This window comes from Ruegeria sp. YTSC002 (assembly GCF_059609845.1).
On record NZ_JBXWML010000009.1, the window covers coordinates 138030 to 151088 of the forward strand.

Genomic DNA, 13059 nt, shown 5'->3' on the forward strand with positions numbered 1-13059 from the left:
CCTCATGGGAATAACGGTGCCATCATCAGGCCCCGGGTTTCAATCTCACCTAACATCAGGTTGGCGTTCTGCAAGGCTTGGCCGCTGCTACCTTTTGTCAGGTTATCCAGCGCCGCGATCACGATCGCGCGCCGTTCGATCCGATCTGCCACAACACCGATATGACAGAAGTTGGACCCGCGCACATGGTGGGTCGACGGTGTCTCGCCCATCGGCAGCATCTGAATGAAAGGCTCATCCGCATAAGCTTTTGCAAGCGTTTCATAGATGCTCAGCGGGTCACCTTTTACGTAGGTCGTGGCCAGAATGCCCCGGTTTGCAGGGATCAGGTGCGGGGTGAACTGCACATGAACCGTACGCCCGGCCAGTTTGGAAAACTCCTGATCGAACTCACCCAGATGCCTGTGGGTCCCGCCGACGGCATAGGCGTTGGTGCCCTCACTCAGTTCGGCATGCAGCAGGTTTTCCTTCAGCGACCGCCCTGCCCCGGAAACAGCGCATTTCAGATCCAGCACGATATCGTCCAGATCAATCACCCCGGCAGAAACAAGCGGCCGCAGAACGTATTGACCGGTTGCCGCGTTGCACCCTGTGCCCGCCACCAGCCGCGCGTCCCGGATTTCGTCGCGGTAGAACTCGGTCAGGCCATAAACGGCCTCTTCCTGCTGCGCGAGCGCGGTATGCGGGTTTCCGTACCACTTTTCATATTCGTCCGGGTCAGTCAGCCGGAAGTCAGCAGACAGGTCGATGATCTTCAGATCCTTGGGCAGCGCACTGATCACTTCCTGGCTGGTCTTGTGCGGAAGGGCACAAAAACACAGATCGATCCGGGAAAAATCGATCTCGGAAATCTTGCACAGATCCGGCAGGTCCATGTGGCGCAGATGGGGGAAAACCTGCGCCATGGTCATCCCCGCCTTGCGTTCGGCGGCCAGCGCGACGATTTCCATGTTCGGGTGCTCGGCGATCAGCCGCACCAGTTCCGCACCGGTGTAGCCCGAGGCGCCCAGAATTGCGATTTTATGGGTCATGTCAGACCTCTTCTCAACGTGTGTCACATGTTACGACCGCCGATGCGACGGTCTTGGAATAATGAAAGCAGAACGGGCGCGTCCTTGACCTAAGTCAGGCGGCTTCGAATGTGATTTGTCGTCGGAGGAACTGGGTCGCCCGATCGCTCACCACATTGGGTTTCCCCGTCGTAAGGAAGCCTCCCGGGCCGGTACCCAGCATGTTGGGGTGGCGATGCAGGTAATCCGCAAGGCTTTCAGCAACCAGCTCTCCCTGGCTGTAGACCTGCACGTCAGGTCCCAATGCCGCCTGAAATGCTTCGGCCATGAGCGGGTAATGCGTACAGCCCAGAATGGCCGCCTGCGGTTCGGGCATCTTGCGCTTGAGGGCTTCCACATGGCTGCGCACCAACGCCTCGGCAAGGATCATGTCACCGTCTTCGATGGCATCCACGACGCCACCACATGCCTGCGCCTCGACATCCACGCCAATTGCCCGGAACGCCAGCTCGCGCTGAAAGGCACGGCTGGACACAGTGGCGGGCGTGGCGAACAAGGCGACATGCTTGACCGCCACTTCGCGTGGTGGGGAGTTGTCGCCCCATTGCCGTTCGGTCAGGGCTTCGATCAATGGGACAAAGACACCGAGAACCCTTTTGCCGTCGGGCACGCCTTCTTCCTGCATCCGACGCAGCGCCGCCGCGCTGGCGGTGTTGCAAGCCAGAATCACCAGATTGCAGCCGCGATCCCAAAGGTCCTGCACGGCCTTTCGGGTCAGCTGATAGATGTCCTCGGCATCGCGCACACCGTACGGGGCATGCGCGCTGTCCGCGTAATACAGGAAATCAACGTCAGGCAGACGTGTCTGCGCGGCGCTCAGGACGGTCAGACCGCCCAATCCGGAATCAAAGATACCTACTGCCATTAGCCCCTTCAGGCGCGATGCCGTTCCTCAAATTCATAGCCATAGTCATAAGACTTCAGCGGTGTCGGAGACAGCTCATACGTCGCTTTGCGCAGGAAATCCATCATCTTGCGCGTATCCTTGCCCAGCGGATCCAGAATGTCGCGCCCGATAGGCGTGCCAATCACCACTTTGACCGGGGTATCGACACGCTTTTTGAACTCCTTGATCAGCAGACCCATGCGCAGTGTGTTGTGCATATGGCTTGCTATCTGAAACAAACGTGACGTGTGCCCGTCGAAGAACACCGGAACGACGGTGGCATTGGATTTCGCCACCATGCGGGCCGTGAAACCGCGCCACCCCGGATCCATGGGATGCGCGAACGGATTGACGCCGGTGCTGACCGTACCCCCAGGGAAAATCCCGATCGCGCCGCCATCGCCGAGGTAATTCAATGCGGTTTTCCGCGTATCCAGATTCAGTTTCACCGCTTCTTTGGTTTCATCAAACGAAACAGGCAAAACGATACGGTTCAGGTCTTCGGCCTTGCGGAAAACGCGATTTGCGAGAATCCGGAAATCACCACGGGTCTGCGACAATATATGCCCCATCATCAGCCCATCCAGAATTCCATACGGATGGTTTGCGATCAGGATAAGCGGACCCTCTTTGGGGATATTCTCCAGTGCGCCACCAACGACATCCAATGTCAATCCATAGCGATCGACCATGACCGACCAGAAATCCCGACCCTTTGCAACTTCTTGTTCGTAGCCGTCCGCCCGTTTGATCAGACGCAACCGTCCCGTGGTGTTCTCCATCAGCCTGATGACCAGCCGCCCCCCCTTGGTTTCGGCGGAATGCGCATACGAGATGTCACGAACGACATGACGGCGAGAAGACATGTAGGGCTCCGTTTTGCTGCGCGCAAAATAAATGCAAGCAACAGGTTTGACCAGCTATCGTGACACCCTTGTGACGAATTACTCTGCCGCGGCTTGCAATTCAGGCCCACCGCTGCGGATGACCGCCAGCAGCTCCTCTCGCCGTTTGGCAGCCTTGGCCTCATTTTCCCGCAGAACCGGCCCAAATCCGCGGATATCCAGCGGCAAGCGGGCCAGGGCGGCAATCGCATCACGGGTGCCCTGCGACACAAGGGGCAGAACCTCGCGCATATCCTTTTCATACTGTCGGATCAGGGCGCGCTCCATCTTGCGTTCGGATGAATACCCGAAAATGTCCAGTGGTGTGCCGCGCAATGCCTTGAGTTTGGTCAACAGTTTCAACGCAGTCATGATGGATTCGCTGAAGGCACGCTTTTTCGGCCTGCCGTTGCTGCCCGATCCTCCGAATATCGGCGGGGCCAGATGGAAGGTCATCTTGAAGTCACCATCAAACTCGGCCGCCGCTTTTTCCCGACTGGTCAGAAGAAGGCGCGCAACTTCGTATTCGTCCTTGTACGACAACAGTTTGTGATAGCCTTTTGCCACCGCTTCGCGCACATCCGCGTCCTCAACACTGTCCACCAGCTTGCGGTACCGCCTGGCCAGCCGTGCACCTTGATAGTCCGTCAGGTGCTGCGCGCGAAACGCGATGATCTGGTCCAGTGTCTTGGGCATCTCGGCCACGGTTGGCGAAAGGATGGATTGTACTTCGTCTGGATGCAGAACCGCCCAACGGCCGACATCAAACGCGCGCTTGTTGCGTTCGACCGCTGCGCCGTTCAACTCGATGGCCTCGAATATCGCCTGATGGCTGACCGGCAACAGTCCGCGCTGCCAGGTCGCGCCGAAGATCATCATGTTGGAATAGATTGAATCCCCCATCACCGCGCGCGCCAGTTCGGTCGCATCAAACAGCGAAACATCTTCTTTCAGCCGCGCTTGCAGGGCCAGTTCCAGCTGATCCACCGGAATGCGGAACTCGGTATCACGCGTGAAGTCGCCCGTCACCGTTTCGTGGCTGTTAACGACGGCCCCCGTACGCCCGGTGCGCGTCAGGCCCAACGTCTTGGCGCCGGCCGAGACCACCAGATCACCGCCGATCAGCGCATGGGCCTCGCCTGTGGCGACGCGTATCGCGCTGATGTCCTCGGGGCGGTTGGCCAATCTACAGTGGATGTGGACTGCGCCGCCTTTCTGCGCCAGGCCCGCCATCTCCATCATGCCCGCGCCTTTTCCGTCGATCTGCGCCGCCTGCGCAAGGATCGCGCCAATGGTGACGACCCCCGTACCGCCAACGCCGGTAATCACGACGTTGTGCGTACCGGTGATCTTCGGCAGATCCGGCATCGGCAGATCCGGCAGATCAATTTCGGTCGTCGCCTCTTTGCGGATTTTCGCGCCCTCAAGCGTCACGAAAGACGGGCAGAAACCGTTCAGACACGAGAAATCCTTGTTGCAGCTCGATTGATCTATGGCCCGCTTGCGGCCCAGCTCAGTCTGTTTGGGAACGATCGACACGCAGTTTGACTGTACACCGCAATCGCCACAGCCTTCACATACATCGGTGTTGATGAACACCCGCTTGTCGGGATCGGGGAATGTACCGCGCTTGCGTCGGCGGCGCTTTTCGGCGGCGCAGGTTTGAACATAAACGATGACCGATACGCCCTCGATCTCGCGAAACTTCTCCTGCACCTGCATGAGGTCGGCACGCTCGTATGTCTGGACGCTGTCGGGCAGAGCCTTGAAGTTGACGTCTTCCTTTTCGTCATAAACCAGGGCCACTTCTCGGACACCCATTGCCTTGACCTCGGCAACGATCCGTTCGGCCGTCAGGCCGCCTTCATTCTCCTGCCCGCCGGTCATGGCGACCGCGTCGTTGAACAGGATCTTGAAAGTGATGTTGGTACCTGCGGACAACGCGGCCCGGATCGCCTGAACGCCCGAATGATTGTACGTGCCATCGCCAAGGTTCTGGAACACGTGCTTGGTCGTCGAAAACGGCGCCTCGCCGATCCAGTTGGCGCCTTCCCCACCCATTTGCGTGAATCCGGTCGTCTCGCGATCCATCCATTGTACCATGTAGTGACAGCCGATGCCGGCATAGGCGCGGCTGCCTTCCGGTACCTTGGTCGAGCTGTTGTGCGGACAGCCGGAACAGAAATACGGAAGACGCGTCGCGATTTCCTGCGCGTTGTCAGCCCGGCGCGCTTCTGACAAAGACGCCAGCCCGGCCCGGATACCATCGGTCTCTCGACCCTCTTCAATCAGGATTTCGCCCAGCTTTTCAGCGATCATGATCGGGTCAAGCGCACCGCGCGTCGGGAACAGTTCTTCCCGGTGCAACGCCCCGGCCCCGCCTTTGTACCAGCCATAGACCCGGCGTCCGCGCCGGTCGTCAAAGATGGCCTCCTTGACCTGAACCTCGATCAGCTTGCGCTTTTCCTCGACGATCACGATCAGATCCAGCCCCTCGGCCCAGTCGTGGAATCCGGCCATATCCAGCGGGAAGGTCTGCCCCACCTTGTAGGTGGTAATGCCCAGACGCTCGGCCTCGGCTTCGTCGATATTCAGAAGCGAAAGCGCATGTGTCAGGTCCAGCCAGTTCTTGCCAGCCGCGACAAAGCCGATCTTGGCGCCGGGTTTACCCCACATCCGCCTGTCCAGCTTGTTCGCGTGCGAAAACGTCTCGGCCGCGAACCTCTTGTAGTCGATGACACGCGTTTCCTGCATGTGCGGCGTGTCCCCCAACCGGATGTTCAATCCGCCATCCGGCATATCGAATTCAGGGATGACCACCTGCATCCGGTCCGGACTGCCATCCACGACCGAGGTGACTTCGATCGTGTCCTTCATCGTCTTCAGGCCGACCCAGACACCCGCGAATCGGCTGAGTGCAAATCCATAAATGCCATAGTCGAGGATTTCCTGAACGCCGGCAGGGCTGACGATCGGCATATACATGTCGACCAGCGACCATTCGGATTGATGCAGCACCGTCGAGCTTTCGCCGGTATGGTCATCCCCCATCGCCATGAGCACACCGCCATGTTTGGCTGTACCCGCCATGTTTGCGTGGCGCATGACGTCACCGGACCTGTCGACGCCCGGACCCTTGCCATACCAAAGCCCGAATACCCCATCGAATTTGCCGTCGCCGCGCAGCCCCGCCTGCTGGCTGCCCCAAAGCGCGGTGGCTGCCAGGTCTTCGTTCAAACCGAACTGAAACGTGACATCGCTTTCGGCCAGCGGCTTCTGGGCCCGCATCATTTGCTGATCTACGGCCCCCAAAGGAGACCCGCGGTATCCAGTGACCAATCCAGCGGTGTTGAGACCCGCTTGCCGGTCTCTGGCCTTTTGCATCAGCATCAAGCGCACAAGCGCCTGTGTTCCGTTCAGAAGAACCGGGCTTTTTTCAAGATCAAACCGGTCGTTCAGCGTTATCTGTGGCTGGCTCATCAGACGTCTCCCCTCGTCAGATCAGTGTGCTTTACTTGGGTTCATTTTAGGTCATAATTTCTGACCTGTATAGAATTTATCCACTGATATGTAACGATTTCGTCCTTTGAATGTAGAACTTGTTACCTATTTCATATAGGGCTTCTGAAAGATAACGAAAGTTGCGGCGATGGATTGGGACAAGCTTAGAATATTTCACGCGGTGGCGGATGCCGGCAGCCTCACGCACGCCGGAGACAAGCTTAATCTGTCTCAATCCGCCGTAAGCCGACAGATCCGCGCATTGGAAGAGTCTCTGGATGCCACACTGTTCCACCGCCATGCACGGGGGCTGATTCTCACCGAACAGGGCGAGTTGTTGTTCGACGCCACATCCGCCATGTCGAAACGGCTGGATGCAGCAGCGGCGCGCATTCGGGACAGCGAGGAAGAAGTCTTTGGCGTTTTGCGGGTCACGACGACCTTCGGCTTTGGCACACTCTGGCTGGCACCGCGTTTGCCCAAACTGTACGAGCAATACCCTGATCTGAACATCGACCTGATGCTTGAAGAACGCGTTCTGGATCTTCCGATGCGCGAAGCGGACGTCGCCATCCGCATGAAAGAGCCCAGCCAGGCCGACCTGGTGCGCAAGCGCCTGATGACAGTTCAGATGGTACTATATGCAACCCAGGACTATATCGAAAGCCACGGCGGCATGTTGCAGTCCCTGGAAGAGATCAAGAACCACCGTCTGATCTGCCAGACCCCTGCGGCACCGCAGGTTGGGGCCGGCGCAGCCATGGTGCGCCACCTGATGACCTACAATCCGGCATCCTTGTTGACGGTAAACAACTATTTTGGCGTGCTTCAGGGCGTTTTGCACAATCTGGGCATCGGTGTTCTGCCCGATTACGTAACACAGGATTTTCCGCACCTCGTGCCCATTCTGTCAGACATCGAAGCCGCAGATGTTCCGGTCTATCTGGCCTACCCTGAAGAATTGCGACACTCAAAGCGCGTTGGCGCGTTTCGCGACTTTGTTCAGGACGAAATCATCGCGCAGCGCAAGCAATTGAAACAGATGGGAAAATTGTAGCTATGCGCAAACAGCATATCGGACATGAATAGATTACAGGGTTAATTGTCTTGAACGTTAACAAACTGACCCCTAAATGAGCACTCGAAGGCGGTGATGCTGAAACGCTCATCATCTTCATACCTCCCTGTTGGACTACGGCCGAGCTTATAGCTCGGCCTTTTTTTGGCCGGACCCTGCATTAAGTCAGCGAAAGCTCTGGGAAAAATACACGCATAGGAATATGATCCCCAAAAAACGATACAAATTCGTGTTTGAGGGAAAATACATGTTCCACCTACCCCGCCTCGTTCTGGCGATCATCTCCGCGTTATTCATGGCAGTGCCACTATTTGCACAGGACTCCGGTTCAACTTCTACTGTGACCATTCCGGAAGACCTGACACCCGAGCAGGTCGACGATCTTGTTGCTCGCATGTCCGATGATCAGGTTCGCGCAATTCTATTGGAACGCCTTGATGCCGTGGCGGAAAAACAAGCCGCCGAAAAAGCAAACGTAGAAGACCCGTTGACCGAGATAAGCGAGATCTGGGCTGAAATGGTCGCGTCCTGGACACATGTCCTGACCACGCTTCCCAACATAGTGACGGCGCAGATTACCGCGTTCAGCAATTTTAGCGATACGTTCGGATCGACCGGTGTCTTTACACTTATAGGGCTTGTCCTCTCTGTGCTTGTTGTCGGGTTCATTGCGGAAAAGCTGTTCATTTTCCTGACCCGACGCTGGCATGAAGCAACCGAAGCCGCGGGCGAGGCCGACCTTTGGGGCGCCGTCAGTTACCTGTTTCGCCGGTTCTGCCGCGAAATCGCCGGTCTGATCGTATTCTATGTCGTGATCCGCGCGGTTGGCCGCGGTCTTCTGACGACTGAACAGATCACCTATGCTGCACCGTTTGTATTCTATCTTATCTGGGTGCCGCGTTTGGGCGCGGCTGCGTCACGGTTTGTTCTGGCGCCGGAGAAGCCGCAATTCCGGTTGGTCAATATCGACGACCACTGGGCCAAGTACCTGCATCGCAACCTGATCGGATTGTTGATCCTGATCGGATTCACGCTGTTCGTCGTTCGGTTCAACGCGCTCAATGGCATCACGGGTGACGATACCCGCATTGGCTTCTGGCTGAACGCGGCAATTCACGTCTATATCGCCGTAATCGCCTGGACCGCGCGTGAAGGTCTGTCACAGATGATGCTGGGGACGGACCCGGATCACACGAAATTCGATGAAGAAGTCGCGCACTATTACCCCTATTTTGCCATCGGCGTTTCGGTGGCAATCTGGCTTCTGGTCGAATTCCTGGTCGCACAGCGTGATCCAGCGACATTGAGATTGCTGACCGGCGGCGCGCATTTCACGACGATGTTCTGGCTGTTGATTGCCCCTGCGCTGGATACGCTGATCCGTGGTCTCGTGCGGCATTTGCAACCGCCCATGTCGGGCGAAGGCCCTCTTGCCGAACGCGCCTACCGTTCCGCGAAACGCAGCTATATCCGGATTGGTCGCGTTATCGCGGGCTTGGTCGTGGTCTTCATGATTGCACGCGCGTGGCACCTTGACCTGCGCAATGTCGCGTCGGCCGGTGTCAGTGCCGAAGTTGGCGGTGCCGTGATCGAATTCCTGCTGATCATCGCCGTTGGCTATATCCTGAACGAGGTCGTCTCGCTGTGGATCAACCGCCGATTGGCCAGGGAACAGACTGCGGCCGAGGCGCTGGACGAAGAAGCAGGCGGTGAAGGCGGCGGCGCCGGCGGTTCTCGTCTGGCGACGGTTCTGCCCCTGATGCGGATCACGGCCCAGATCACGATTGCCGTGATTTTTGGCCTGTTGGCGCTGGGCGCATTGGGCATCAATATCACACCGCTTTTGGCCGGTGCCGGTGTTCTGGGTCTGGCGATCGGTTTTGGTGCGCAAAAACTGGTTGCTGACATCGTGGGCGGCGTTTTCTTCCTGATAGACGATGCCTTCCGCGTCGGAGAATATGTCGACGTTGGCGGCACGATGGGAACGGTCGAGAAGATCTCGGTTCGCTCGATGCAACTGCGTCACCACCGAGGTGCCGTGCATACGATCCCGTATGGTGAGATTCAGAAGCTGACAAACTTCAGCCGCGACTGGGTCATCATGAAGCTGAAATTCACCGTGCCGTTCGATACCGACCCCAACAAGGTCAAGAAGATCTTCAAGAAGATCGGTGCCGAAATGATGGAGGACGAAACCCACAAGGATGGCTTCCTGCAACCGTTCAAATCGCAGGGCGTGTTCGACTTCGACGATGTCGGCATGATCATCCGTGGCAAGTTCATGGCCAAACCCGGCAAGCAGTTCACCCTGCGCAAAGAGATCTTCAACCGGGTCAAGGCGGCCTTCAAGGAAAACGGCATCGACTTTGCCCGCCGAGAGGTGCGCGTGGCGATACCGGGGCAGGAAGAGGCCGAAAACCTTACCCCGGAACAGAAGGCCGCTGTAGGCGCCGCAGCCGCAGCTCAACTCAACAAAGACCAGGGGTCAGCGTAACCGTCACGGTTTACGCCTTGGATTTTGCGCCAGTACCGTGGTGCATTCCTTCGGAACCGGCAGTGATGCCGGTTCCGTTTTTCTTTGAAAGACGCAACCTGCGCCGTCTTGACCCTTTCCACACGCGCGCGCTTGCCCTACAAGGCGCGCAATCTCGGCCCACTTGGACACAGGACAGAAGATGCAAGAGCCCGCCATCACACCCGATCTGATTGCCGCACATGGGCTCAAGCCCGAGGAATATGACATGATCCTCGAGATCATCGGGCGTGAACCTACTTTCACCGAGCTTGGCATTTTCTCGGCCATGTGGAACGAGCACTGTTCCTACAAATCTTCGAAGAAATGGCTGCGCACCCTGCCCACCTCTGGGCCTCAGGTGATTTGCGGACCCGGTGAAAACGCAGGCGTGGTCGATATTGGCGACGGTCAGGCTGTGGTCTTCAAGATGGAAAGCCACAATCACCCGTCTTACATCGAACCCTATCAGGGTGCGGCAACCGGCGTGGGGGGCATCCTGCGCGACGTCTTCACCATGGGCGCACGCCCCATCGCGTCCATGAACGCATTGTCCTTTGGCGAACCCGGCCACCACAAGACCCGTCAACTGGTCAACGGCGTGGTCGAGGGTATCGGCGGCTATGGCAACTGCTTCGGCGTGCCTTGCGTCGGTGGCGAAGTCCGCTTCCACCCTGCCTACAACGGTAACTGCCTGGTGAATGCATTTGCAGCCGGTCTGGCCGACAGTGACAAGATCTTCTATTCGGCAGCCTCGGGCGTGGGTATGCCCGTCGTCTACCTGGGTGCAAAAACCGGTCGCGACGGCGTGGGCGGCGCAACCATGGCATCCGCCGAGTTCGACGACACCATCGAAGAAAAGCGTCCCACCGTTCAGGTCGGCGACCCCTTTACCGAAAAACGCCTGATGGAGGCGACGCTGGAACTGATGCAGACCGGTGCGGTGATCTCGATCCAGGACATGGGCGCGGCGGGCCTGACCTGCTCGGCCGTTGAAATGGGCGACAAGGGTGGCCTTGGCGTGCGCCTTGATCTGGAAAACGTCCCACAGCGCGAAGAAAACATGACAGCCTATGAAATGATGCTGTCCGAATCTCAGGAGCGTATGCTGATGGTCCTCAAGCCCGAGCTTGAGGCCGAGGCCCGCGCCGTGTTCGAAAAATGGGATCTCGATTTCGCGATCGTCGGCGAAACCATTGCCGAAGACCGCTTCCTGATCATGCATAACGGTGAAGTCAAAGCCGATCTGGTTCTGTCCAAATTGTCTTCTACCGCGCCGGAGTATGACCGCCCATGGGAGCCTACGCCAGAGGCAGAAGAACTGGCCGAAGTGCCTCAGATCGACCCGATTGACGGGCTGCGCGCCCTGCTCGCTTCGCCCAACTACGCAGGCAAGCAGTGGGTCTATGAACAGTACGACACCATGGTGATGGCGGATACCGTCCGCACGCCGGGTCTGGGTGCGGGCATGGTCCGCGTCCACGGGACCGACAAGGTGCTTGCCTTCACATCCGACGTGACCCCGCGCTATGTGCGCGCAAACCCTTTTGAGGGCGGCAAACAAGCCGTGGCCGAGGCCTATCGCAACCTCACCGCCGTCGGAGCCAAGCCGCTGGCCACCACGGACAACCTGAACTTCGGCAACCCCGAAAAGCCCGAGATCATGGGCCAGTTTGTCGGTGCCATTCAGGGCATCGGCGCCGCAGTCGGCGCGTTGGATATGCCGATCGTGTCGGGCAACGTCTCTCTGTACAATGAGACCGATGGACAGGCCATTCTGCCGACCCCCACCATTGGTGCAGTCGGCCTGTTGCAGCACTCGGACGAAGTCATCGGCAACGAGGTGCGCGAAGGTCATGTCGCGCTGGTGATCGGTGAAACCAAGGGGCATCTGGGTCAGTCCGCCCTGTTGGCCGAGGTGTTCAACCGCGAAGACGGCGATGCACCTCATGTCGATCTGGATGCCGAAAAGCGCAACGGTGATTTCATCCGCGCCAACCGCGAGATGATCAAGGCCTGCACCGACCTCAGCGATGGCGGTATCGCTCTGGCTGCCTTCGAACTGGCAGAAGCCGCAGGCGTTGGCGTATGTCTGGACGATGCGCCGACTGAGTTCCTGTTCGGTGAAGATCAGGCCCGCTATCTTGTTGCCTGCAACTTCGATCAGGCCGAGGCATTGATGATTGCGGCCGGTCAGGCCGGTGTTCCGCTGAATGCGGTTGGTCGTTTCACCGGCGAGACGGTCAGGATCGGCAGCTCGGAAGCCTCGCTTGATGAACTTGCCGCGATTTACCGCAACAGCTTTGCCGAGGCCGTGGCCTGACAACGCGACACGAAAACCAATCGAAACTCGCGCTGTGAACCGGTGCGGGTTTCGTTGTTATTGCATGTGCCGGTGCCCTTGCACGCCCGGTTCATGCGCTCTACATCTTGGGAAAGACCTTCTGGAGTTACCTACATGCCGATGAGTGCCCACGAAATCGAACACCTGCTGCGCGAAGCCTTTCCTGATGCCGAGATTCAGGTCGGCGGCCAGGATGGTGTTCATATGTCTGCCATGGTGGTGGATGAAAGCTTTCGCGGAAAGAACCGGGTACAACAGCAGCGTGCCGTTTATGCCGCGCTGAAAGGCAAGATGGATGGCCCGGACGGAGAATTGCACGCGCTGGCGCTGACCACCAAAGTGCCGGAATAAGCTTCTCGGCTTCTTTCGAGGCGAACATATGACTCTCCCTTTGGAGAAACGAACAGGAAACGCAAAATGACCGATGTGAAAACCCAGATCGACGAAACCGTCAAAGCCAATGACGTGGTGCTGTACATGAAAGGTACCAAGGAAATGCCGCAATGCGGGTTTTCCTCGCGCGTGGCCGGCGTTCTGAACTATATGGGCGTCGAATACACCGACGTGAACGTGCTGGCCGACGAAGATGTGCGTCAGGGCATCAAGGATTATTCCGACTGGCCGACCGTGCCGCAGCTGTATGTCAAGGGCGAATTCGTAGGCGGTTGCGACATTATCACCGAAATGACCCTTTCGGGTGAACTGGACACGTTGTTTGACGAAAACGGTGTCGGCTACAACAAGGAAGCAGCCGACAAAATCCGCGAAGCAAACGCGTAATCCG

Annotated in this window: 9 protein-coding genes; 5 read left to right on the plus strand and 4 right to left on the minus strand. The window is 58.0% G+C overall.

The window, feature by feature from the left end; translation table 11 throughout:
- Nucleotides 1-2: 2 nt before the first annotated feature.
- The 4 genes from argC to AC2FFD_RS16800 all read right to left on the minus strand — a co-directional run bounded on the left by argC (nucleotide 3) and on the right by AC2FFD_RS16800 (nucleotide 6320).
- On the minus strand, nucleotides 3-1031 hold the full coding sequence (gene argC / locus AC2FFD_RS16785; protein ID WP_257600670.1) for an N-acetyl-gamma-glutamyl-phosphate reductase: 1029 nt from the start codon (nucleotides 1029-1031) through the stop codon (nucleotides 3-5).
- 94 nt (nucleotides 1032-1125) lie between these two features.
- The gene (locus tag AC2FFD_RS16790; RefSeq protein ID WP_170344434.1) at nucleotides 1126-1935 is read right to left on the minus strand and encodes a glutamate racemase; all 810 of its coding nucleotides are present in this window, start codon (nucleotides 1933-1935) and stop codon (nucleotides 1126-1128) included.
- An 8-nt stretch (nucleotides 1936-1943) separates the two neighbouring features.
- Nucleotides 1944-2822 (minus strand): lysophospholipid acyltransferase family protein, encoded by an 879-nt coding sequence (locus tag AC2FFD_RS16795; protein WP_170344436.1) that lies wholly within the window; start codon nucleotides 2820-2822, stop codon nucleotides 1944-1946.
- Between the two features lie 78 nt (nucleotides 2823-2900).
- Nucleotides 2901-6320, minus strand: a complete 3420-nt coding sequence (locus AC2FFD_RS16800) for an indolepyruvate ferredoxin oxidoreductase family protein (RefSeq protein ID WP_496873608.1) — start codon at nucleotides 6318-6320, stop codon at nucleotides 2901-2903.
- Between the two features lie 169 nt (nucleotides 6321-6489).
- Here AC2FFD_RS16800 and AC2FFD_RS16805 point away from each other — a divergent pair, with 169 nt between their 5' ends.
- From AC2FFD_RS16805 to grxD, 5 genes are all read left to right on the plus strand, one after another.
- Complete coding sequence (locus AC2FFD_RS16805) at nucleotides 6490-7398, plus strand: LysR family transcriptional regulator (protein WP_170344440.1); 909 nt, start codon at nucleotides 6490-6492, stop codon at nucleotides 7396-7398.
- Between the two features lie 268 nt (nucleotides 7399-7666).
- Entirely contained in the window at nucleotides 7667-9913 is a 2247-nt protein-coding gene (locus tag AC2FFD_RS16810) for a mechanosensitive ion channel family protein (RefSeq protein ID WP_496873609.1), read from the plus strand.
- Nucleotides 9914-10094: 181 nt separating this feature from the next.
- Nucleotides 10095-12254, plus strand: a complete 2160-nt coding sequence (purL, locus tag AC2FFD_RS16815; protein ID WP_257600665.1) for a phosphoribosylformylglycinamidine synthase subunit PurL — start codon at nucleotides 10095-10097, stop codon at nucleotides 12252-12254.
- A gap of 135 nt (nucleotides 12255-12389) precedes the next feature.
- Nucleotides 12390-12626 carry a BolA/IbaG family iron-sulfur metabolism protein gene (locus AC2FFD_RS16820; RefSeq protein ID WP_117869058.1) on the plus strand — a complete coding sequence of 79 codons (237 nt, stop codon included), beginning with the start codon at nucleotides 12390-12392 and terminating at the stop codon, nucleotides 12624-12626.
- 66 nt (nucleotides 12627-12692) lie between these two features.
- Nucleotides 12693-13055: a Grx4 family monothiol glutaredoxin gene (grxD, locus tag AC2FFD_RS16825; RefSeq protein ID WP_171116094.1), complete on the plus strand. Its 363-nt coding sequence runs from the start codon at nucleotides 12693-12695 to the stop codon at nucleotides 13053-13055.
- Nucleotides 13056-13059 lie beyond the last annotated feature (4 nt).